Raw genomic sequence first — 21,521 nt, forward strand, 5'->3', positions numbered from 1 at the left:
TTTCCCACCAGAAGTTTGGCTTGCAGGGATGCCATGCAAGTCTGAAGTTCGTCACCTTCGCCTTAGCCGAATGACTGATTGGCCAGCGCATAGATGCGCGCCGCCCCGACGGAAACGGGCCGCTGCCCCTTGACCATCGAGGTCACCTTGCCCACGCAGGCCAGACCAAAGCCTTCCAGAAACGCGCCCAGCCCATGCGCCTCCTGCACGTCGATGCGCACGAATTGCCCTTGCAGCGCCGCAAGTTGCGCGAGGGTCAGGCGGCGGGCGTCCGCGTCGCTTTCGGCGGCGACGGGGCCGATCACATGCCCGCGCCCGAACCTGCGGGCGATAGCATAGCCCGCAACCTCGCCCCCGCGATCAATCACATACACGCTGCCGACTTCGGCAAGCGCCGCAATCATCGGCCCGCGCGGAAGGCCCATGGCGCGGTGGTCAAAGGCCTGGATCGCCGCCAGATCCGCCACACCGGCGCGGCGGATGTCGGGCGGCATGTCCGGCACTGCGGCCATGGCAAGCTGCCCCTGATGCTGGCACACGGTGCCATAGGCGGAAAAGCCATTGCGCCGGTAAAGCGCCAGCCCCTCTTCGGTCGAGTTCAGCAGAACATTGCGGCCATGGGTCCGGTCAAGCAGGGCACCGAACAGCCGCGCACCATGACCCGCGCCCTGCTCTGCCCCGGTCACGATGATCATGCCGACCGAAGCGAAATCCGCCCCATAGGCCCAATACATCGCAGTGCCGATCACTTCGCCTGCACGCTCCAGCGCAAAGCCCGCGCCAACCTCTGCGGCAAATGCCCAGTCTTCAAGACGGTAGGGCCAGCGCATCTCTTGCGACAGGTTCAACGCACCCGGCAGATGACGGCTGTCGAAGGGCGTCAGTACGGCGGGGGCGCTTTTCGTCTCTGTCCTGTTGCCGAGGGTCATGGCCAAACTCTTCCCGCTGATGTGACACCGAACACACGTCTTGCCCAAGGGTGCCGCCAGAACGGCAGTTTTCGCTGCTGTTTCGTCGCATATCTTCGGCTGGATCATTCGTCTTGGCCTGTGACGCAGCACATAAGTTGGCACGCAAAGGGTAAAGAATGAGCCACGTCGTGCCGCACGGCAGCACCCATACCGGATCGGGCGGGCGTCGTTGCCACGGGCGACGATCCTGCCCGCAACAGAAGAAGGGCTTTCCATGATCTATATCAGCGAAGAGCAATCCGCCGCGCTCGTCACACATGAGCTTGCCTATGACGCGGTGTGCCGGGCGCTGGTCGCGGCGGGCTCGCAGCACAGCCGGATCTTTCCCGCGGTTCTGGGCCGCGCCCATCAGGCCGACAATACCTTTTCGGTCAAATCCGGCTCGATGGAGGGGCTGGTCGGCGTCAAGGTCGGCTCGTTCTGGTCGGGCAATCCGGCGCGGGGCCTGCCGCGCCACAATTCGTCCATCATGCTGCTGGATCAGGACACCGGCCGCCTTGCTGCCGTGATCGAGGCGGGCCGGGTCAATGCCTACCGCACCGCCGCCTGCGACGCGGTGGCGGCAGATCATCTGGCGCGCGCGCAATCACGAGTGCTGGCCATTTTCGGGGCGGGCAATCAGGCCACGTTCGAGGTGCAGGCGCTGGCCCGCATCCGGCCGATCGACACCGTGCTGGTGGTCGCCCGGCCCTCGCCGCGCCGCGATGCGTTTATCGCCAATCTGCGCGCCACCGGGCTTGAGGCACGCGCGGCCCTGCCCGAAGAGGCCGTGCGCGCCGCCGATATCGTCGTCACCGCCACGCCGTCGCGCGCGCCGCTGTTCGAGGCTGGCTGGGTACGCCCCGGCACGCATGTGGCCAGCATGGGGTCGGATGCCCCGGGCAAGCAGGAATTGCCGACAGAGCTGTTCGCCCATGCCCGGCTGTTCTGCGATCTGGTGGCGCAATCGGTGCAGATCGGGGATTTCCAGCATATCCGGCCGCAGATCGACTCCGGTGCGCTGATGGTCACGCCGATTGGCGCTGTGATCGAAAAGCAGGCCCCCGCGCGGCGCTCGGACGGCGAGATCACCGTTTTCGACAGTTCCGGCATTTCGTTGCAGGATCTCTGCATGGCCGACGCGCTGATCCGGGCGCAGGCGGCGCAGCACTGACCCCCTTCCCGGCACAGGCCATTGTGGCCCGTGCTTGGGCATGGCTCAGACGGCTTCCTGTCGGTGCTGGCACAGGATGCGTTCCAAATGGTCGGGATCATCGGGCCGACAGCCGCCCGCAGAAGTGCGGCGCGGCGAAACCCGTCCTTAGAACCGCTGGCCTGATCGGCGCACCTGTCAGTGAGACAAGCCGCCCTGCGCACGCCTTCAGCGGCGGGTGCGCCACCAGGCAATCTGATCCTGCACCGCATAGCCCTTGATGATTGCGGGCATGAACCAGGGATTGCCACGATAGAGCGGAACCGCCGCAGGGGGGCGGAAGTCAAAGGCGCTGCGCGCCTGTTCGGCCCGCCCCATCAGCTTGTAGGCCGCGCGCATCCCGACCCAGGGCGCCCAGACCACGCCCGAGCCGCAGAAACCGCTCGCATAAACCAGGCCATCCTTTTCAAAGATGCGCGGGATCATGTCGCGGTTCATCGCCACATTGCCATACCAGCTGTGCGCAAGGCGGACAGCCTCCAGCTCGGGGAAAATCTCGGCCAGACCCGCGCGCAGGCGCAGCGTCGGCGCTGCCGGATCGCCCTGGCGCGAACTGTCGCGCCCGCCCAGCAGGATCCGGGTGCCATCCGGCGATGGGCGGTAATAAAAGCCCAGATGCCGACTCTCGCCCATCATCATCAGCTTCGGCATCAGCCGCGCCATCAGCTCGGGCGCAAGCACCTCGGTCGCGATGATCCGGGCGCGGACCGGCACAAGGCGGCGGCGCAGATAGGGGACAGCGCCATCCGTATAACCATTGGTGCAGACCAGCACCTGCCGCGCCTGAACCACGCCCGCCGGTGTCGTGACGCGAAAGCCATCACCCTCGCGCGTGATCGCCGTCACCGGCGTATTCGCGTGGACTGTGAGGCCGGAGGCCAGCGCCACCCGCAACAGCTCGGCGTGAAGCTTGGCCGGGTGCAGGCCGCCGATGTCCATCCGCACGGTGCCGCCACGGTAGAAATCGGTTCCGATATAGTCACGCTGAGAGGCATGCGGAACGGCATAGGAGTCGACCGCCAGTAGTTTCGCCAGCCGGTCGGCGCTGCGGGCCATCTTGTCATATTGATTGTAGCCGAGCGCGCCCTTGAAATGCCCCACCAGCTTGAAATCGCAATCCAGCCCTTCCGTCCGGATGAATTCATACAGGAATTCACGGGCGGCCTTGCCCTCATACTCGACCGCCAGCGCGCGTTCTTCGCCAAAATGCTTGCTCATCGTGGCGAAGTCGGGCCGGATCGTGCCGCTGGTGACACCGCCATTACGGGACGAGGCCCCCTCGCCGGGATGCATCGCATCAAACGCCGCCACAGACCGCCCTTCACGCGCCAGAACCATGCCCGCCGCCAGACCGGCAAAGCCTGCGCCCAAGATCACGACATCCAGTTTCTTGGCCAGCGGCTGCCGGGGCAGCGGCTTGACTGGGGCAGCTTCCCACCAATACGGGGTGCTTTTATCGGCGACGGTTGATGTATTCACGGGACTGGCTTTCCTTTGCGGCCTTTGGATCGGCAGTGGGGCGGGATGCGCGCGCGATTCTGTCAACAGTCTCGCCGCTCTCTTGCTCGCAGAACTGTTGAAGCTTGGCCTCCGTGCGGCAGGATCCTCTGTAGTCTTCGTCCAGTTTGGCATTTCGCTCTGTCAGGGCGCGGACCTCGGGCCGTCTGACCTTTCGCGCGGCGGCCATCCCGCCCGGCGTGACGGGCGGGATGGCGCGGCAGGGCCTTACAGCCCCAGCGCTGCGGCAAGGCCCGAGATGTCGGGGATCTCGGTATAACCATAGTAGGGATTGGCGGGCTCATGGCCGCGGTTGACCCAGATCTTGTTGGTGATGCCCAGATCATGCGCCGTCATCAGGTCATAGCGGAAGCTGGACGAGACGTGCATGATGTCCTCCGGGCCGCAGCCCAGCGTGTCGAACATATATTCGAAGGCGCGCATGTGCGGCTTGTAGGCCCCCGCGCTTTCGGCGGTCAGCACGTGGGTGATGGGCGCACCCAGCCGCGCGATGTTGTGCGGGATCTGCGCGTTCATCGAATTGGTCAGCGCGACAAGCGGGATGTCCTTGGCAACCTTTGCCAGACCAGCGGGCACATCGGCATGCGGCCCCCAGCCCGGAACTCGGTTGTAGATCTCGGCGGCGACCGCCGGATCAAAAGCGATACCATGGCGCTTGCAGGTCCGCTCCACCGCGTTGTGAACAACCTCGGCATAGGGTTTCCAGGCGCCCAGCACCTCGTCCAGCCGATAGCCGGAGAAGTCACGGATGAAAGCCTCCATCTGTTCGGGCGACAATTGGGCGCTGTAATGGTCGCGGGCAGCCCCGGCCATATTGAAGAAGATCATGGTGCCGTGGCAGTCGAAGGTGACGAATTTCGGGCGGAAGGTCATGGCAGTCTCCTGTGGAAAACGATGACTCACCATCGCCCGTTTCCCGACACAGTCCTTGCTGCCTTTGCCAAGGCAAGCGCAGCAAATTGTGTATCGACAGGCCGTCGCGGCACAGCCTGCCGTCACGCGACTGCATTCGGTGCAGCCCTCCGCAACAGGCGGGGCAATCTGTCCGGGCAAGATCGTCACAAGGAATCGCCAACAATGACCACCATCGTCCCGATCAATCACAACCCCGATTTCACCCCGCGCCCGGGCGTTCCGGCCCCCGAGCGGCTGATCGAAGGCAGCCCGGTGTTCAGCACCTGGGAACATGACGCTACGCCCGCAGGCGACGTGAAATGGGACAAGATCCTGACCGGCGTCTGGGAAGCCACACCAGGCCTGACCCATTCGATGAAGGGCACCACGCTGGAATTCTGCCACATCATCCATGGCAGCGCCGAGATCACCTCGGTGACGGGCGAAAGCTGGACCTTCGGCGCTGGCGACAGCTTCGTGATGAAACCCGGCTTCGTCGGCACCTGGCGCACGATCGAGACGGTCCGCAAGATCTATGTCGTCGCCCAGGAGTGATTGCCGGGCCGACGCCTGAGCTTTGAGATCGAAGATGGGGGCGACAGGGAAACCTGCTCGCCCCCTTTTCCGTTTGGCATGGTCATATCGGACAGACAAGGACAGCGCATGCCCCACAGCGCCGCATATTCTGCTGCACTCGCGGCATCCCGCCGCGCGGACGCTCAGTCCCGATCGGCGAACAGGCGGGTCAGCGGAATGTGTTGCTTGACGAAGGGGGTCTTCAGCACGACGAAGCTGAAATACTTGTCGATCCCGGCATTGCGGTCGATCAGGCCTTCGACCATCGACTGATAGTCGGTGATGCTGGAGGTCACGAACTTGGCCAGATAGTCGTAGCCCCCCGAAATCAGGTGGCATTCCACACAGCTGTCGATTTTCTCCAACGCTTCCTGAAAGCGGGCAAAATCAATCTGCCGGTGGTTCTTGAGCGTGAATTCGGTGAAAACCGTCAGCGTCTCGCCCAGCTGGGCCAGATTGATCTGCGCGGAATAGCCGGTGATATAGCCCGCCTGCTGCAACTTCTTCACCCGCATCAGGCAGGGTGACGGCGAGAGGTTCACCTCATCGGCCAGTTCGACATTGGTAATCCGGCCATTGCGCTGAAGGACCGCCAAAATCCTGATGTCGATCCTGTCAAGTTTGTAGTGACCGGTCATGGTTACATCCTGCAAGAGCGCACAGCCCCAATCCTCTACAGTGAATAGCGCGTGCGCTCTACTCAGATCATTCGAATTCCCTCGGGCATTCAACATAAAATGCTGCGGGCTCCTGATATTTCGAAACATCGCGCAGCGGCGGCCCTATAGGCTTGCGCCAAGACAAAGGAGCCTGTCATGCCCGCCCCGTTGATTGCCATCGAAACATCGAACACGATCCCCGCCGCCGCAGATTGCGTGGTGATCGGCGGCGGTATCGTGGGCGTGTCAGCCGCCTATTGGCTGGCGCGGGCCGGGCAGAAGGTTGTCCTGCTGGAAAAGGGGTCGGTCGGCGCAGAACAATCCAGCCGCAACTGGGGCTGGTGCCGCCAGCAGAACCGCGATGCGCGCGAACTGCCGCTGTCGACCCGCACCCTTGGCCTGTGGGAAGAGATGGCGGCAGATATTGGCGACAGTCTTGGCTTCTCGCGCTGCGGGCTTCTGTATCTGTCCAACTCGGCGCAAGAGATCGAAACCTGGGCCAAATGGGGCCGTTTCGCGCGTGGCGAGGGTGTCGATACCCGGATGCTGACCAGTGCCGAGGCTGCCGAGCGGGGGGCCGCGACCGGGCAAAAGTGGGTCGGTGGGGTCTGGTCGCCTTCCGATGGCACCGCAGACCCTGCGCGCGCCGCGCCGATGATCGCACGCGGCATCGAGAAACATGGCGGCCATGTCGTGCAGAACTGCGCCGCCCGCGGGGTCGAACTTGCGGCAGGCCGAGTTGCAGGGGTGATCACCGAGCGCGGCGTGATCCGAACGCCTGCCGTCGTGGTGGCCGGCGGGGCCTGGGCGGGTAGTTTCCTGAATCAACTGGGCATCCGCTTTCCACAGGCGGCGGTGCGCAGCTCGATCCTGTCGGTGGCACCGGGGGCCACGGGTCTGCCTGCCGCCCTGTATACCTCGGGCGTTGCCATCACCCGGCGCGGCGATGGCGGGCACACGCTGGCCATTTCGGGGCGGGCCTGTCTGGACCCGACACAGAGCGCGCTGGCCGGGCTGCGGCATTTTCTGCCGATGTTCGCCCGGCGCTGGCGGTCACTGCGACCCGGCGGCACGCAGGCCTGGCGCGCCGGGTTTGAAACGCGCGCCCGCTGGGCGCTGGACCAGCCCACCCCGATGGAGCGCGCGCGCATTCTCGACCCGCGCCCTTCGGCCCGGATCATCGCAGAAACGCTGGCCCGGGCGCGGCGGCTGTTGCCACGCCTGCAAGACCTGCCGGTGCAAGCCGCCTGGGCAGGCTATATCGACAGCACGCCCGATGGGGTTCCGGTGATTGATGCCGATATCGGCATTCCCGGCCTTGTGCTGGCGGCAGGGCTGTCAGGCCACGGGTTTGGCATCGGTCCGGGCGTCGGCCATCTGGTGGCCGATCTGATTCTGGGCCGCCCCCCGATTGCCGAGACGAAGGAATATCGGCTGGCCCGCTTTGGCCAGAGCCAATGGGGCAAGGTGGCCGAGTTCTGAGTGCGCCCACACGCAGACCGGCAGCCAACCGATCAAAAAGAGGACTGCGGCGTTTCTGGCCGCTCTGGAGGACACCCAATGAACCTGCAAGATCCCGCCCTGTTCCGCAACGCCGCCCTGATTGACGGCGACTGGATCGGGCGCCCTGACATGGCCGTGACCAACCCTGCCACCGGCGAGGTTCTGGGGCAGTTGCCCGACTGCTCTGCCGATGAAACCCGCTTGGCCATTACCGCCGCCGAGCGAGCGATGGTCGAGTGGCGCAGCCGCACCCATGCGCAGCGGGCCGACATCCTGATGCGCTGGTATCAGCTGATGATCGACAATACCGAGGATCTGGCGCAGATCCTGACCGCCGAACAGGGCAAACCCCTGTCGGAATCGCGCACCGAAGTGGCCTATGGGGCCAGTTTCGTGCGCTGGTTCGCCGAAGAGGCGCGGCGGATCAACGGCAAGATCATCCCCTCGCCGGTGGCCGGGAAAAAGATCTTCGCAATGAAAGAGCCGGTCGGCGTCTGCGCCATCATCACGCCCTGGAACTTCCCCATCGCGATGATCACCCGCAAGGTGGCCCCGGGGCTGGCGGCGGGCTGCACGATGGTGGTGAAGCCCTCGGATTTCACCCCCTATTCGGCGCTCGCCCTTGGGGTATTGGCCGAACGCGCCGGGATCCCGGCTGGCGTGCTGAACATCCTGACCGGCAAACCCGAGGCGATTGGCGCGGCGCTGACCGCAAGCCCGGTGGTCCGCAAGCTCAGCTTCACCGGCTCCACCCGCATCGGGGCGCTGCTGGCCGAACAATGCGCGCCCACGCTGAAACGGCTGAGCCTTGAGCTGGGCGGCAACGCCCCCTTCGTTGTCTTTGACGATGCCGATCTGGAGGCGGCGGTCGAAGGGGCGATGGTGTCAAAGTTCCGCAACGGCGGGCAAACCTGTGTCTGTGCCAACCGGATCATGGTGCAATCGGGCATCCATGATGCCTTTGTCGCCGCGCTGGCCGCGAAGGTGGATGCGCTGACAGTCGGCCCGGGCACCGAACCCGATGTCGCCATCGGCCCGATGATCAACACCGCCGCCATCGACAAGATCAACGCCCATGTGGCCGACGCGCTGGACAAGGGCGCCACCCGCGCCACCCGCGCCCGCAGCCTGCCCGTGCAATATGCCGATCCGGTGGTTCTGGCCGGTGCCCGGCCCGATATGCGGCTGGCGGGCGAGGAGACCTTTGGCCCGGTCGCCCCGATCTTCCGGTTCGAGACCGAAGCAGAGGCGCTGGAACTGGCCAATGGCACGCCCTTCGGGCTGGCAGCCTATTTCTACACGCGCGACATGGCCCGCGCCTTCCGCTTTGGCGAGGCGCTGGAATTCGGCATGGTCGGACTGAATACCGGCGCGCTCAGCCATGAGGTGTCGCCCTTTGGCGGCATGAAAACCTCGGGCCTCGGGCGCGAGGGGGCGCAAGAGGGGATCGAGGAATATCTGGAAACCAAGGCCTTCCATTTCGGCGGTCTGTAAGATCGCCTTGAGCCTCAGGTCATGCCCTGCCACGCGCGGGGCATGATCCGTCAGATCTCGGCAGGGATGCTGCCATCCGCCTCGGCTTGCAGCATCAGCCAGTCGCGCAGCGCCAGAACGCCCGCCGGTTCCGGGCCGGTGACGGGCGCAATCAGGCCGTAATCCGTGCCGTCCGGGTCAAACCCCCATGGCGCGGACAGCCGTTTGCGCACCACATCTTCGCGCACCAGCACCAGCGGGCCCAAGGCCACCCCCAGCCCCCCCAGCGCCGCTTCGATCATCAGGAAATGATGGTCCAGCATGCGGATGCTGCGCGGTTTGGGCGCTTGCGGGTGATCGCGCAGCCAGTTGGGCCAGGCCTCGGGCCGCGTATGGCTGCCAAGCGCTACATAGTCGCCGTCGCGCATGCCCACCGCGCCGCCGGGCAGATGCACCGGCCCGACCCGCTCAGGCATCAATCTCTGCACCTGCCAGTCGGGATGCAGCGGAAAATCCAGCCGTCGAATCGCCAGAGCCACCCGGCTGCGGCCAAAATCCACCGCGCCGCCGCCCGTGGACAAATGCACCTCGATCTCGGGAAAGCGGTCCTGAAACCCTGACAGACGCGGAATCAGCCAGCGCATCGCCAGTGACCGCTCGCATGACAGCAGGATCGGTGCCGGGGCGCTGCGCTGCCGGATGTCACGCAATGCGCTGGAAATCAGATCCAGCGCCTGCGTGGTCGCCCCTGCCAGATGCGCGCCGTCTGCGGTCAGGCGCAGGCCGCGCCCCTCCGGCTCCAGCAGTTCCAGCCGCAGCGCAGCGGCCAGATTGGCCGCCCGGCGGCTGACGGCGCCATGGGTCAGCGCCAGCTCTTCCGCCGCCGCCCGGACCGAGCCGGTCCGCGCAATGGTCTCGAAGGCCCTGAGGTCATCGAGCGAAGGAATTTCGGCCCGTTTCATTGGTGATATTTCATCACGATTAAAGGTCAGGAACTATGCATATTATAAAGTCATGATTGCGTCCATATCACCAATATGACCCAAGCAGACACATATATGACCGGCATCGTCGCAGATGATCTGACCAGCGCCACCGATGCGGCGATGGCGTTTCTGTCGCGCGGCGACCAGCCGCTGATCCAGTGCGGCAGCCACAACATGCCCGAAGGCCGCGTTGTTGCCGTGGATACCGACAGCCGCGCCGCCAGCGAAAGTGCCGCCGCAGAGCGGACGGGCCGCGCCATCCGCGCCTTGGCGCAGCGCCCGATCCTGATGAAAACCGTGGATTCCACCCTGCGCGGCCATGCGCGGGCCGAGATTGCTGCGGCCTTCCATGCCAGCGGTCGCAAGCGCCTTGTCCTCGCCCCGGCCTTCCCGGCTGCGGGGCGGGTGACACGTGACGGGGTGCAACTGGTGCACGGTGTTCCGGTGGATCGCAGCCCCTATGCCAGTGACCCCGTGCATCCCGCCCGCACCGCCCATCTTGCCGATCTGATCGACCCAGCGCTGGGGCAACCGCTGATCCTGCGGCCCGACACGCCTGACACCGGCGAGGCGCGCGTGTTGATCCTGGACGCTGCCACCCAGTCCGACCTGAATCATCAGGTTGCCCGGCTGGCAGATCCTTCCGCGACGCTGTGGGTCGGATCGCCCGGGCTGGCGCTGGCGCTGGCGGCGCTGACCCCGCAGGCCACCCATGGTGCAGGCCCGCCCGCCCCCGCCCGGCGCCTGCTGATCGTGGCGGGCAGCGCCAATCCCATGACCCATGCGCAATGCGACCAGCTTGTCGCAGCGGGCATCCAAATGGGGGCCGATCTGGCCGAGATGCGCGCCGGAACCGGGGCCATCTGCCTTGCGATGCCGCGCGGCTGGATGCCCGAAGCGCCGCTTGCGCAGCTGACAGATCAGGCCGCCGTGGCCTTGGCGCAGGGCACGTTTGACGGGGTGATCGCCACCGGAGGCGAGACGATGGCCGCCATTCTGCAACGGCTTGGCGTCACGGAATTTCATCTGACGCAGGAGCTTGAGCCCGGCTTCCCGGCGGGGCTTGCGCAGATTGCAGGCCGCCCGCTCGTGCTTGCCATGAAGGCGGGCGGCTTTGGCACAGAACAGACGCTCCTGCGGGCCACAGAGGCCCTGACAGGCGGAAAGGAGACTGACCATGACTGATCCTGCGCTTCCCCTTGCTGTCACCATGGGCGACCCGGCGGGGATCGGGCCCGAGCTTGTCGTCAAGATGCACCTGCGGCAGCCGGACAGGCCGCGCTGGCTGGTGCTGGGTGATCTGGGCAGTTTGCAGCGCGCGGCCCGGCTGTTGGACCCGGCTTTGATCCTGCACCCGGTCGCAACGCCGGAACAGGCACAGCCCGGACGCCTGAATGTGCTGGAAACCTCGCATCTGGCAGAGCCGCCGCAGTATGGGCAGGTTTCGGCACAGGCCGGCAAAGCCGCCTATGACGCCATTGCCGCTGCAATCACGCTTGCCCGGGCCGGGCGGGTGTCGGGTATCGTCACCGCGCCGATTCACAAGGAAGCCCTGTCTGCGGCCGGTCTGGCCTATCCCGGCCATACCGAGATCCTCGCCGATCTGGGCGGTGCGGCGCGCGTGGCCATGATGCTGGTCAATGACCAGATCCGCACGGTGTTGGTGACCATTCACTGCTCGCTGTCCGAGGCGATCCGCAGGGCCGATTTTCCGGCGCAGATGGCGGCGATCCGGCTGGCTTGCCAAGGCGCGCAGGCGCTCGGCATCGCCAAGCCGCGCATTGCGGTGGCCGGGCTGAACCCCCATGCGGGCGAAGGCGGGCTGTTCGGCGACGAAGAGATCACCATCATCCGCCCCGCCATTGCCGCCGCCCGCGCCGAAGGCATGGATGTCAGCGGCCCCTGGCCCGGCGATACCATTTTCATGCAGGCGCGACAGGGCCGCTTTGATGTGGTGGTGGCGCAATATCACGATCAGGGGCTGATCCCGGTCAAATATCTGGGCCTCGAAAAGGGTGTGAACATCACGCTGGGCCTGCCCTTCATCCGCACCAGCCCTGACCATGGCACCGCCTTCGATATCGCCGGAACCGGCAAGGCCGATCCGGACAGCATGGAAGCAGCCTTTGACCATGCGCTGCAACTGCAATCCTGCCAGGGAGCGACCCAACATGACTGAACCGCTATCGCGTCCGAATTTCATCTTCATGCTGACCCGGAATGACCGCACCGTGCCCGATGCCGCCACGCATCTGGAAACTGCGCTGGCGGCGGGTGTCCGGCATATCGGCTTCAAGGATGTGGGCTTGCCATTTGACGCGCTGGCACGGCTGACGCAGCGGATCCATGCGGGCGGGGCCACGTCCTATCTGGAAGTGGTCTCACTGGACCGCGACAGCGAAATCGCCTCGGTCAAGGCGGGGGTCGCGCTTGGCGTCAATCATATTCTGGGCGGCATCAACGTGGAGGAGGTGCTGCCGCTGCTGGTCGGCACCGGGATCGGCTATTACCCTTTCCCGGGCCGGGTGCATGGCCATCCCAGCACGCTGCACGGCACCATCGAAGAGATCGCTGCCAGCGCGGCGCGGCTGACGCGGCATTCCGGCGTGTCGGGGCTGGATCTGCTGGCCTGGCGCAACACGGGCGATGTGCCCGCGCTGATAGATGCAGTCTGCAAGGCCTCGGCCAAGCCGGTGATCATCGCAGGCTCGATCGACCGCCCCGAACAGATCGCCACGCTGCGGGCTGCCGGGGCGGCAGGGTTCACGGTTGGCACCGCCGTACTGGATGGTCAGTTCCAATCCGGCGGCACGGCGGTTGCCGAGCAGTTGGACACGATCCTGCGGCTGTAACCGATCAGACCCCTGACCATCACATCCCGGATTGCATGGTCGGGGTATCCGCCCCCCGGCGGGCCAGTCACATATGACCCGCGATCAGCCCATGCGCTCGCTTGCATAGCTTCCGGGCGACGCGGGAAAGACCACCGTCTTGTTGCCGTTCAGGAAAACCCGCCGGTGGATATGCGCATGAATTGCCCGCGCGAGAACCTGGCTTTCAACATCGCGGCCTAGTGAAACATAGTCTTCGGCGCTTTGGCCATGGGTCACACGAATGATGTCCTGTTCGATGATCGGGCCTTCATCAAGGTCGGCAGTCACATAATGCGAGGTCGCGCCGATCAGCTTCACCCCCCGCTCAAATGCCTGCTTGTAGGGATTGGCGCCTTTGAAGCTGGGCAGGAACGAGTGGTGAATGTTGATGATCCGGCCCGACATCGCCTGACACATCTCGTCGGACAGCACCTGCATATAGCGGGCCAGCACAATCAGCTCGGCCCCCGTCTCACGCACGACGCGCATCTGTTCCGCTTCGGCAGCCGCCTTGTTTTCCTTGGTCACCTTGATGCAATGGAACGGGATGTCGTGGTTCACCACAGTCTTCTGATAGTCCATGTGGTTCGAAATCACGGCGACGATATCGACAGGCAGCGCCCCGATCTTCCAGCGATAGAGCAGGTCATTCAGGCAATGGCCAAAACGCGAGACCATGATGATGACCTTCATCCGCGTCGCTTCGTCATGGAATTTTGCAACCATGTCAAAGCTCTGGACTGTCGCGGCAAAGTTCCGTTCCAGCGTATCAAGGATGACGCCCTCTTCCGAGGTGAAGCTCACCCGCATGAAAAATTGGCCGGTGATCAGATCGTCGAATTGCGCGCTGTCGGTGATGTTGCAACCGTTCTCGGCCAGATACCCCGCGATGGCGGCCACAATGCCACGGGTGCTCGGGCAGGTTACAGTCAGGCAGTATTTGGTCATGTCAGACTCCGTCAGAGTGAATTGGCTGGTCCGGCGAAGGCCATGCAGACCTTGTCAGGCAAAGGGATTGGCGAGACCGGCAGAGGATCAGGCAGGGGCCATAAGGCAGACTGCATCATTTCGCCGCAGGCTTTCCCGTCGAGAAGTGCTGCAACCTGCCAGCCCTGTCAATCATTTCGGGCTGGCCCTTGCACAGGCCAGCCCTCGGAGTGATCGGGGCGTTGGCGGAAGTGCCCGACGCCGTGCTGCACGGCCTATCCGCGCGTGCGGCGGCGCTCCGGGTCGTGGACGGGCATGCCAACCACCGTGCCCGCCACCCCGGCGGCGCTGACAGTGGTGCCAGTGGCGGCAAAATCCGGCGTGATCCGGGCCAGCGCCAGCATCTGTCCCTGCAAGGCAGGCGATGGAACGGCCATGCTGATCTGCCCGACAGCGCGCCCGGCCACGGTCAGCTCTGCGCCATCCAGCCCTTCGCTGCCTTCGGGAAAGGCAAGCGAGACGACTGTGCGGGCCGGTTTGGCCTTTGAGGCGATCAACGCCGCCTTGCCCTGAAAGTCTGGCTTGCTCAGATCAACCGCCCAGCCCATGCGACATTCCCATGGGGTCGACTGTTCATCATATTCCAGCCCGCCCATGATGAGCCCGGCTTCGATCCGGGCGGTCATCAGACCCGCCGCCCCGACAGGGCGCAGACCCAGCGGCTGCCCCGCTTCCCTGAGCGCAGACCACAGCCGGGGCGTTGCCGCGGCAGGCAAGAGCAGCTCGTAGCCCAGCTCGCCGGTAAACCCCAACCGGCTGATCTGCATCGGGATGCCCGCAATCGGCGCGTTGGTGAAGAAGGCGTAATAGGGCAAAGCCTGATTGGACAGATCCACCTCGGTCAGCGCTTGCAGCAAGGCGCGGGATTTCGGCCCTTGAACCGAAACCTGCGCACAATCGGCGCGACATTCCCGCACCGTGGCTGTGGGGCCTGCCGCTGCGGTAAGATCCTCACCCAGCCGCGGATTGGCCCCCATCACCATGACCCGCTCCGGCCCGTGGTAAAAAACGGTGCAATCGTCGATCATGTGCCCTTCGGCACTGACCACCACCCCATAGGCCACACGCGCCAGCTTCATCGCCGTGACATCGCGCGAAAACACCCGGTTCACGCAATCGGCGGCCCCCGGCCCGGTGACGTCATATTTCAGCAGCATCGAGAATTCGATCACCGCCACATCCTCGCGGATGGCGCGATATTCCGCTGCCGGATCGCCCCAAGTGACCGGGATGGCAAAGCCAAAGACATCCATCCATTCCACCACGCCCTCGCCATAAAGCGGCGCGAGCGGGGTCGGCTTCAGATTTTCTGGAAGGTTCATGTTCATTTCCCTCTGGCCATCGCCATCGACAGGGTTCTTGCCCCAAGTTGGTAATCGTCTTCCGTTGCCCCGACGAGACGACGCTCGCGGATGAACGGTTGGTGGGTGTCCGGGTCTTCGGTGTCGAATTCCCGCGCCAGTCGCGCCCCCGAGAAGGTGGCCTGCGCGATCATGCCCGGGGTATGGGCGTCACCGATCAGATGGATCGAGGTTATGCCCGCCTCTTTCAGCCGTTCCGGCTGCGCCTGAAGCTGGTCATAGAGGGCGCATTCCGATTTGCGATAGGTCACCATCAGAACGGAATCATAAGGGATTTCAGTTTCTTCGGCGGTCCATTTGTTCACGGATGTCACCTTGCCGCCTTCGACGGAAACGGCGAATTGCAGCGGCAGCAGTTCGACGCCCAGCTCCATCAGCTTCATGTGCACGCGCTGCTCTTCCAGAGTGTAGCGCAGATAGGGGCCGACGCTTTCGTTATGCGTGAGATAAACCACCTCATGGCCCTTCTGGGCGAGGTCGATGGCCACGGCGGAGCCCATGTAATAGGCGTCATGGTCAATCACCACGACCCGCTTGCCTACGGGTTTGCCATCGCGGGCATATTGGTCCGGTGTCACGATTTCCGGTTTCGAGGCATCCGCCCCCCGGATGTAATCATGGATCGGCCCGCTCATCCCCGTGGTGTCCCAGCTGGAGCCGGTCGCAAAGATCACATGCTGCGCGCCGTAGTTCAGAATATCGTCGATGCCGAGTCTGGTATTCAGTTCAATGCCGACATGCGTGTGCAGCGACAGCTGGGTCTTGCGCCAGTCGGTCACCCGTTTCCAGGTGCCGAAGCCCGGCAGTTGTGTCACCCAGTTGAGATGCCCGCCGACAGCCGGTTGCGCATCGACCAGTTGCACCGTCTCGTAGCCGCGCTTGCCCAGAACCATCGCACATTCCAGCCCGGCGGGGCCAGCGCCGATCACCATTACGGCAGGCTCTGCGTTGCGGGTCGGCACGAAGATCTCGGGGTGCCAGCCGCGCCGGTATTCTTCGCCCGCCGTCGTGTTCTGCGTGCACCAGATCGGCGGGCCGCCCTTTTCCCAGCGGCTGACGCAGACATTGCAGCCGATACATTCGCGGATATCCTCGTAGCGGCCTTCCTTGATCTTGTTCGGCAGGAACGGATCAGCAATCGAGGGGCGCGCCATGCCGATGATGTCGCATTGGCCCGAGGTGATCGCCTTGACCATCACATCCGGGTCGGTGAACCGACCGACGTTGATGATCGGTTTCTTGGAAACCTGTTTGGCGTGACGGGTATAGGGGGCTTCGTGGTTGGCCTCGAAAAAGCGCGACGATCCGGCATCCTCGCCCCAGTTCAGCGTGCCGATGTTGATGTCCCAATAATCCACCAGATCATCGAGCAGGGCCACGAACTTCATGCCCTCCTCCTCGGCCCGGATGCCCAGATCGCCATAGCCGAAGGGGGCATCCAGCGTGTCGATCGGGAAGCGGATGCCGATGGCGCAATCCGTGATCTCTTCCCTCAGCATCTGCATCAGTTCAACCGTGAAGCGCGCCCGGTTTTCAAAGTTGCCGCCATATTCGTCGGTGCGTTTGTTGTTCCACGGGTACAGGAAGTAATTCGGCACGGTGGCAAGGCCGCAGAACACCGTGAGCAGATCGAAACCCGCCTCGCGCGCCCGAAGCGCCGCATCCACGTGATCGCGCTGCATCTTGCGGATGTCGCTATGCGACATGGCGCGGGCGCTGGACATGCCCTCCATCTCGTTCGGAATCTGCGAGGGGGCGCGGTTCGGCATCCGGGTTTCGGCATTGAAGCAGAAGCTCGATCCGTGGGTCAGCTCCACCCCGGCCAGACAGCCATGCCGATGCGCTTCGTCTGTCATCAGGCGCAGGTTCTGGATATCGCCCTGATCAATCAGCTTTGATCCGACCCAGGGCATCGAGTCACTGTCCGGCGCCACCATGCAGACCTCGGTAAAGACGGCGGCGAAACCGCCTTGCGCCTTCATTCCCCGGTGCATGGCCTGAAAACCGGGCCGGTCCGACCCCGCGCCATTGCAATGCGGCACCTGCCAGAAGCGGTTGCGCAATGTCTTTGGTCCGATCTGGATCGGTTCAAAAAGGATGTCATGTCTGGGATCACGAGTCATGTGATTGCCTTTCGATCAGGAATTTTGAGGTTTGGGGGGGTGCGGGGGGCGTTAGCTGCGCCGCCCCGTCAAACAGTGGGTCACGCGCGGTTGGCACCCATATTGGCGAACCGCTGCGGATCGGATTTTTCCAGCTTGCCAGCGATGACATAACCTGCCACCCCGAACAGCGGCACAAGGCCCGGCAGGATATACGAGAGCGGCGCAACGGTTCCGGTCGCCGGTCCAAAGCCGATCAGGGTATAGGTCGCCATCGCCGCCAGGATCAGCCCCGACACCAGCGGCGCAAGGAACACGCGCCATGCCGGTTCGGCATCGGGTGCCTTGCGGAAATAGGCCAGGACCGCAAAGGAGGTGATTGCCATCATGGTCAGCACGCCCAGCACGCTAACCTGCGCGATCCAGGTGAAGAGGTTCAGAACAGGATCAAGCCCCATCGCCGCAAAGAAGATCACCACGATGACCGCCAGCACAGTCTGCACGATCGAGCCGACATGCGGGCTTTGATACGTCGCATGGGTGATCCCCATGAAGCCGGGCAACAGGCCTTCCCGCCCCGTGACATAGAAGTAGCGGGCAATGAAATTGTGCATCGCCTGCGCCGACGCAAAGACCGAGCTGACCAGAAGCAGGCCCAACACCATCGCCACGGTGCCACCTGCATACCGCTCCGCCAGGCTGAACAGATAGAATGTCGGATCCGGCAGTGCTGCGATTGCAGGCACCAGCGCATCGACACCCGTGCCGACCACCATGGTCCAGGTCGTGAAAGAGTAGAAAAGCCCGATCAGGAAAATCGCAACAAAGGTGGCCTTGGGCACCGTGCGATCCGCGTCCCGAACCTCTTCCGCATAGATCGCGGTTGCTTCGATGCCGATGAACGACCCGAAGGTGAACAGGATTGCGGCTACGGTTCCACCGCCGACAAAGATCAGGCCGGGGTCCAGAATATTGTAGGTCAGATCCCCCGCCCCGCCCTTGAACAGGATTGCAAAGGCCACGACGAGGCCGATCAGCACCTAAAGCGCCACCAGAACCATCAGGACTTTCGCCGATAGCTCCGCCTCCTTGTAACCCAGAATACCGATCAGGACGGTGGCGATCAGACTCCAGACCCACCAGGGCAGGTTCACACCGAACTGGCCAAACACCCCGGCGGCGGCCCCACCCAGCAGGCCCAGCAGGCCAACCATCATCGCATTGTAGGCCAGCACGGCAATCAGCGCGATGGCGCCCCCGAAACGCCCGCCAAGGGCGCGCGCGCTATAGGCATAGAACGCCCCGGCATTGCGGATCCGCCGCGCCAGCGCGACAAAGCCCAGGGCCCAGATCGCCAGAATGACCGACATGAGGATGAACGTGCCCGGAATGCCCGCACCATTGCCCAGCAGCATGGCAATCGGGATCGCCCCGGCGATTCCGGTCAGCGGCGCGGCCGCCGAAATCACCAGAAATACGAGCAATCCAAGGCCTATCGCGTTTTTCTTGAGGCTATGCGCCTGCGGTGAGTTGGAGTGATCCATGTGCGTTTTCCCTGTTCGCATTTTGTCTTTCTTGACGTCTTTCCCTGTCCCAACTCGTTTGCCGGACCGACATGCCAACAGCGGACGAACCAAGGTTCGCCGGGACATCATCGGATATCTCGGAGGATGGGTATTGAGGGGACTTGGACGCAGGGGCAGCCCCCCGATGACGCCCATCATGTCGCGCGGCCCAAATAAGTCAAGTATTACTTGCGTTTTGGAGGTCCCATCCTATCCTTTGGAAAAGGCTCGCAGACTGCGCACCAGATTGGACGTTTTATTGTCAATATATTCAGATGGTTGCACAGAAGAAGCACCTGCGTTTTCCGGTTTCGCATGGGCAAGAAAGGCGCTAGGGTGCCGTAACAAAGGACGCACAGATGAAACCGGAAGATGTCTTGCTGGTCCGCCCGCAACAGGAACGCGCGCTGGTCAAGTTTCGCAAAATGGTCGAGGCCGGCACCGAGACTCTGGTCGAACTGGGCATTGCAGGTCTGACAACGGATGCCATCGTTGCGCGGGCCGGGGTCAATATCTCGACGTTTTACAAATACTTCCCGAACCGTGAGGCATTTATCTGCTACCTCGGCATCAAATTCATCGAGCAACAGACCGAATCGATCCGCAAGGTGATCGCGTCCATGCCACCGGATGCGCCGCTTGAGCGTGTCATCCCGGCGATGATCGAAAGCTCTGTCGAGGATTGGAGCACCAATCGCGGCGCACGCGCGCTGCAAGGCATCTTCGTGCTGAACCCGGTTCTCTATGCCGAATACAGCCAAAGCAGTCAGGACGTTGCCGAGGCGCTTCGCCCCTTCATGGCCGTCTGGAACATCAAGGGGTCATTCGCCGACTGGCAGCGGATGCATTCGGTTTTCGGCGATTGCGCCATCGTGCTGTTCGACCGGGCCGTCAAGGCAGAACCTGCCGAACAGGCCCGTCTGATTGCGGAACTGAAGGCGCTGGCGGTTGCCTATTTCAAGACAGCCGTTGCGCCATCCTGACCTTTTGTCCCACAGCCGCCGCGCAGGTGATGATCTGGCGGTCGCGGATTATCCGGCCCGGCGCGCCATTCCCAGCGACCGCGGCGCCGTTTCCTGAAAGCCGAATTGCTTGTAAAGTTCCTGCGCCGGAACATCTGCGATCAAGCTGACATAGGCCGAGGGCGGCAGCTTATCCGCCATGAACGCCGTCAAGGCAGCCATGATCGCCTTGCCGAGGCCCCTGCCCTGATGCGCGGGATCGACGGCAATATCAACAACCTGAAAGAAACAGCCGCCATCCCCGACCAGCCGCCCCATGCCGATGGCGGTGCCATCCTGTTCGACAACCACGGCGAAGATCGTTCCCGCCAGCCCTTTCGTCGCGGCCGCCTCTGAAAAGGCACTGAGCCCGGCACGCGACCGCAGGTGAAGATATTCGCTGACGGTCGGGGTGCGGGCGATGGTCTGATAGGCGTCTTTGGTCATGCTGGCATCTCTTTGCGTGATCTGCCGGGCACCCCGGCCAGATCAGGCTATCTTGCCGGGCCTTGGACTTCCAGAGCGCCCCGCTCAATGTCTGGCAGACCACAGGGGTCACTCCACTCGGATGCCATAGCGGTGGATCTTGTCATTCAGGGTCCGACGCGCCATGCCCAGCACCTGCGCCGCACGTTCGGTATTGCCGCGACAGCGTTCCAACGTGCTGCGGATCTCGCGCGCCTCGAAGGCGGCCACGCGCTCGGCCAGTGTTTCCTGCGAAATCGGCGGGGCGGCGGCCAGGTCGGGCTGTTCGATGTCCAGCACGAAGCGCTCGGCAACCGCGCGCAATTCACGCATATTGCCAGGCCAGGGACGGCGCATCAGCCGCTGGCGCAGCGCATAGTCAATGGTTGGAACCGGCCTTGCGGCACGTCGCGCGGCCTCGGCCACGAAATGCGTGAAGATCAACGGGATGTCCTGACCCGTTTCGCGCAGCGGCGGCATCTGGATGCCGCTGCCCGTGATGCGGAAATAGAGCTCGGGGCGGAAGGTTCCGTCCAGCGTCAGGCTGCGCAGATCGGCGCGCGTCAGCGCGATCAGCCGCAAGTCCAAGGGGCGCAGATGATTTTCACCCAGACGCACCACCCCACGCTCTTCCAGCGCGCGCAGGAACTTGCCCTGAACGGCATGGGGCATCGCCTCGATCTCATCCAGAACCAGCGTGCCACCCGTGGCCGCCTCCAGCTTGCCCGGCTTGTCGGCCGCGCCGGGGAAGGCCCCGGCAACATGGCCGAACATCTCGATCTCGAACAGGGCTTCGGGCAGGGCGGCGCAATTGATCACGACGAAGGGCCCGCCGTGCCGCGAGCTGCTGTCATGGATCGCGCGGGCCACAAGCTCTTTGCCGGTGCCGGTTTCACCGGACACCACAATGTCGATGGCCAGCGGCGCAAGGGCGGCAATCCGCGCCCGCAGCGCCTGTATCGCGGCGGACTGGCCCAGCAATGTCGCCTCGGAGCGGCGGGTCAGCTCGTGGCGCAGCCGCGCCACTTCGGCCCGCGTCGCCGCATTGCGCAGCGCCCGTTCGACGACGGCGATCAGATGGGCGCCGTCATAGGGTTTCTCCAGAAAATCCTCGGCCCCCAGCCGCATCGCCCGCACCGCTTGTGGCACATCGCCATGTCCGGTCAGCAGAACCACCGCGAGATCGGGATGACGCGCGCGCAGATGGCCCAGCAGATCCAGCCCGTCCCACCCCGGCATCCGCAGATCCGACAGCACAAGATCCGGCGTCGCAGCACAGGCATAGGCGGATTCGGCCGAGGCAAAGCCCGCCACGGCATAGCCCCGCGCCTGCAACAGATCACACAGCGCAGCCAGATGATCGGCATCATCATCAACGACATGGATCAGGGCCAT

20 protein-coding genes are annotated in these 21,521 nt (G+C 64.0%); 8 read left to right on the forward strand and 12 right to left on the reverse strand.

Annotation, left to right across the window (positions count from 1 at the left end; all coding sequences use genetic code 11):
- Positions 1-62: 62 nt before the first annotated feature.
- Positions 63-929, reverse strand: coding sequence for a GNAT family N-acetyltransferase (locus tag KM031_RS19420; RefSeq protein WP_215505526.1), 867 nt, complete (start codon positions 927-929; stop codon positions 63-65).
- A 256-nt stretch (positions 930-1,185) separates the two neighbouring features.
- On the opposite strand from KM031_RS19420, the gene KM031_RS19425 reads away from it, so the two are divergent.
- Positions 1,186-2,124: an ornithine cyclodeaminase family protein gene (locus KM031_RS19425; RefSeq protein WP_215505527.1), complete on the forward strand. Its 939-nt coding sequence runs from the start codon at positions 1,186-1,188 to the stop codon at positions 2,122-2,124.
- Between the two features lie 207 nt (positions 2,125-2,331).
- On the opposite strand, the gene KM031_RS19430 is transcribed toward KM031_RS19425, so the two are convergent.
- Both KM031_RS19430 and KM031_RS19435 read right to left on the reverse strand, forming a co-directional pair.
- Positions 2,332-3,642, reverse strand: coding sequence for an NAD(P)/FAD-dependent oxidoreductase (locus tag KM031_RS19430; protein ID WP_260692190.1), 1,311 nt, complete (start codon positions 3,640-3,642; stop codon positions 2,332-2,334).
- A gap of 246 nt (positions 3,643-3,888) precedes the next feature.
- The gene (locus tag KM031_RS19435) at positions 3,889-4,554 is read right to left on the reverse strand and encodes a haloacid dehalogenase type II (protein WP_215505529.1); all 666 of its coding nucleotides are present in this window, start codon (positions 4,552-4,554) and stop codon (positions 3,889-3,891) included.
- A 204-nt stretch (positions 4,555-4,758) separates the two neighbouring features.
- Between KM031_RS19435 and KM031_RS19440 the strand changes: the two genes are divergently transcribed.
- Positions 4,759-5,130 (forward strand): cupin domain-containing protein, encoded by a 372-nt coding sequence (locus KM031_RS19440; protein WP_215505530.1) that lies wholly within the window; start codon positions 4,759-4,761, stop codon positions 5,128-5,130.
- Positions 5,131-5,294: 164 nt separating this feature from the next.
- Here KM031_RS19440 and KM031_RS19445 read toward each other — a convergent pair whose 3' ends face one another.
- The gene (locus tag KM031_RS19445; RefSeq protein ID WP_215505531.1) at positions 5,295-5,789 is read right to left on the reverse strand and encodes an Lrp/AsnC family transcriptional regulator; all 495 of its coding nucleotides are present in this window, start codon (positions 5,787-5,789) and stop codon (positions 5,295-5,297) included.
- A 177-nt stretch (positions 5,790-5,966) separates the two neighbouring features.
- Here KM031_RS19445 and KM031_RS19450 point away from each other — a divergent pair, with 177 nt between their 5' ends.
- Both KM031_RS19450 and KM031_RS19455 read left to right on the forward strand, forming a co-directional pair.
- Entirely contained in the window at positions 5,967-7,292 is a 1,326-nt protein-coding gene (locus KM031_RS19450) for an NAD(P)/FAD-dependent oxidoreductase (RefSeq protein ID WP_215505532.1), read from the forward strand.
- 78 nt (positions 7,293-7,370) lie between these two features.
- Entirely contained in the window at positions 7,371-8,807 is a 1,437-nt protein-coding gene (locus KM031_RS19455; RefSeq protein WP_215505533.1) for an NAD-dependent succinate-semialdehyde dehydrogenase, read from the forward strand.
- A 50-nt stretch (positions 8,808-8,857) separates the two neighbouring features.
- On the opposite strand, the gene KM031_RS19460 is transcribed toward KM031_RS19455, so the two are convergent.
- On the reverse strand, positions 8,858-9,748 hold the full coding sequence (locus KM031_RS19460) for a LysR family transcriptional regulator (RefSeq protein ID WP_215505534.1): 891 nt from the start codon (positions 9,746-9,748) through the stop codon (positions 8,858-8,860).
- A 96-nt stretch (positions 9,749-9,844) separates the two neighbouring features.
- On the opposite strand from KM031_RS19460, the gene KM031_RS19465 reads away from it, so the two are divergent.
- The 3 genes from KM031_RS19465 to KM031_RS19475 are packed head-to-tail and all read left to right on the forward strand — an operon-like array spanning position 9,845 to position 12,624.
- Positions 9,845-10,957 (forward strand): four-carbon acid sugar kinase family protein, encoded by a 1,113-nt coding sequence (locus KM031_RS19465; protein ID WP_215505535.1) that lies wholly within the window; start codon positions 9,845-9,847, stop codon positions 10,955-10,957.
- A complete protein-coding gene (gene pdxA, locus KM031_RS19470) occupies positions 10,950-11,951 on the forward strand; it encodes a 4-hydroxythreonine-4-phosphate dehydrogenase PdxA (protein WP_215505536.1) in 1,002 nt (333 codons plus the stop codon). Before KM031_RS19465 ends, pdxA begins: the two co-directional genes overlap by 8 nt.
- The gene (locus KM031_RS19475) at positions 11,944-12,624 is read left to right on the forward strand and encodes a beta/alpha barrel domain-containing protein (RefSeq protein WP_215505537.1); all 681 of its coding nucleotides are present in this window, start codon (positions 11,944-11,946) and stop codon (positions 12,622-12,624) included. The genes pdxA and KM031_RS19475 overlap by 8 nt, the downstream gene beginning before the upstream one ends.
- 84 nt (positions 12,625-12,708) lie before the next feature.
- On the opposite strand, the gene purU is transcribed toward KM031_RS19475, so the two are convergent.
- The 5 genes from purU to KM031_RS19500 form a co-directional block, all read right to left on the reverse strand.
- Entirely contained in the window at positions 12,709-13,593 is an 885-nt protein-coding gene (gene purU / locus KM031_RS19480; protein ID WP_215505538.1) for a formyltetrahydrofolate deformylase, read from the reverse strand.
- A 254-nt stretch (positions 13,594-13,847) separates the two neighbouring features.
- On the reverse strand, positions 13,848-14,954 hold the full coding sequence (locus KM031_RS19485; RefSeq protein ID WP_215505539.1) for an aminomethyl transferase family protein: 1,107 nt from the start codon (positions 14,952-14,954) through the stop codon (positions 13,848-13,850).
- 2 nt (positions 14,955-14,956) lie between these two features.
- Complete coding sequence (locus KM031_RS19490; RefSeq protein WP_215505540.1) at positions 14,957-17,116, reverse strand: oxidoreductase; 2,160 nt, start codon at positions 17,114-17,116, stop codon at positions 14,957-14,959.
- Between the two features lie 80 nt (positions 17,117-17,196).
- Positions 17,197-18,135 (reverse strand): APC family permease, encoded by a 939-nt coding sequence (locus tag KM031_RS19495; protein ID WP_215505541.1) that lies wholly within the window; start codon positions 18,133-18,135, stop codon positions 17,197-17,199.
- On the reverse strand, positions 18,136-18,639 hold the full coding sequence (locus KM031_RS19500; RefSeq protein ID WP_215505542.1) for an APC family permease: 504 nt from the start codon (positions 18,637-18,639) through the stop codon (positions 18,136-18,138).
- Between the two features lie 380 nt (positions 18,640-19,019).
- Between KM031_RS19500 and KM031_RS19505 the strand changes: the two genes are divergently transcribed.
- Positions 19,020-19,643, forward strand: coding sequence for a TetR/AcrR family transcriptional regulator (locus tag KM031_RS19505; RefSeq protein ID WP_215505543.1), 624 nt, complete (start codon positions 19,020-19,022; stop codon positions 19,641-19,643).
- Between the two features lie 48 nt (positions 19,644-19,691).
- Here the strand turns inward: KM031_RS19505 and KM031_RS19510 are convergent, their stop codons facing one another.
- Together KM031_RS19510 and KM031_RS19515 are read right to left on the reverse strand one after the other, a co-directional pair.
- The gene (locus KM031_RS19510; RefSeq protein WP_215505544.1) at positions 19,692-20,108 is read right to left on the reverse strand and encodes a GNAT family N-acetyltransferase; all 417 of its coding nucleotides are present in this window, start codon (positions 20,106-20,108) and stop codon (positions 19,692-19,694) included.
- A 108-nt stretch (positions 20,109-20,216) separates the two neighbouring features.
- A complete protein-coding gene (locus KM031_RS19515; RefSeq protein WP_215505545.1) occupies positions 20,217-21,521 on the reverse strand; it encodes a sigma-54-dependent transcriptional regulator in 1,305 nt (434 codons plus the stop codon).

Origin of the sequence: Gemmobacter fulvus (assembly GCF_018798885.1) — a bacterium.
GTDB lineage: Bacteria > Pseudomonadota > Alphaproteobacteria > Rhodobacterales > Rhodobacteraceae > Gemmobacter > Gemmobacter fulvus.

What these genes read in the sequence shown, in the direction of transcription:
- KM031_RS19460 (WP_215505534.1), bottom strand. Translation starts at nt 9,748, where the DNA reads ATGAAACGGGCCGAAATTCCTTCGCTCGATGACCTCAGGGCCTTCGAG.
- KM031_RS19420 (WP_215505526.1), bottom strand. Translation starts at nt 929, where the DNA reads ATGACCCTCGGCAACAGGACAGAGACGAAAAGCGCCCCCGCCGTACTG.
- KM031_RS19515 (WP_215505545.1), bottom strand. Translation starts at nt 21,521, where the DNA reads ATGGCCCTGATCCATGTCGTTGATGATGATGCCGATCATCTGGCTGCG.
- KM031_RS19500 (WP_215505542.1), bottom strand. Translation starts at nt 18,639, where the DNA reads ATGGATCACTCCAACTCACCGCAGGCGCATAGCCTCAAGAAAAACGCG.
- KM031_RS19425 (WP_215505527.1), top strand. Translation starts at nt 1,186, where the DNA reads ATGATCTATATCAGCGAAGAGCAATCCGCCGCGCTCGTCACACATGAG.
- KM031_RS19485 (WP_215505539.1), bottom strand. Translation starts at nt 14,954, where the DNA reads ATGAACCTTCCAGAAAATCTGAAGCCGACCCCGCTCGCGCCGCTTTAT.
- KM031_RS19440 (WP_215505530.1), top strand. Translation starts at nt 4,759, where the DNA reads ATGACCACCATCGTCCCGATCAATCACAACCCCGATTTCACCCCGCGC.
- KM031_RS19455 (WP_215505533.1), top strand. Translation starts at nt 7,371, where the DNA reads ATGAACCTGCAAGATCCCGCCCTGTTCCGCAACGCCGCCCTGATTGAC.
- purU (WP_215505538.1), bottom strand. Translation starts at nt 13,593, where the DNA reads ATGACCAAATACTGCCTGACTGTAACCTGCCCGAGCACCCGTGGCATT.
- KM031_RS19465 (WP_215505535.1), top strand. Translation starts at nt 9,845, where the DNA reads ATGACCGGCATCGTCGCAGATGATCTGACCAGCGCCACCGATGCGGCG.
- KM031_RS19510 (WP_215505544.1), bottom strand. Translation starts at nt 20,108, where the DNA reads ATGACCAAAGACGCCTATCAGACCATCGCCCGCACCCCGACCGTCAGC.
- pdxA (WP_215505536.1), top strand. Translation starts at nt 10,950, where the DNA reads ATGACTGATCCTGCGCTTCCCCTTGCTGTCACCATGGGCGACCCGGCG.
- KM031_RS19445 (WP_215505531.1), bottom strand. Translation starts at nt 5,789, where the DNA reads ATGACCGGTCACTACAAACTTGACAGGATCGACATCAGGATTTTGGCG.
- KM031_RS19450 (WP_215505532.1), top strand. Translation starts at nt 5,967, where the DNA reads ATGCCCGCCCCGTTGATTGCCATCGAAACATCGAACACGATCCCCGCC.
- KM031_RS19490 (WP_215505540.1), bottom strand. Translation starts at nt 17,116, where the DNA reads ATGACTCGTGATCCCAGACATGACATCCTTTTTGAACCGATCCAGATC.
- KM031_RS19475 (WP_215505537.1), top strand. Translation starts at nt 11,944, where the DNA reads ATGACTGAACCGCTATCGCGTCCGAATTTCATCTTCATGCTGACCCGG.
- KM031_RS19505 (WP_215505543.1), top strand. Translation starts at nt 19,020, where the DNA reads ATGAAACCGGAAGATGTCTTGCTGGTCCGCCCGCAACAGGAACGCGCG.
- KM031_RS19435 (WP_215505529.1), bottom strand. Translation starts at nt 4,554, where the DNA reads ATGACCTTCCGCCCGAAATTCGTCACCTTCGACTGCCACGGCACCATG.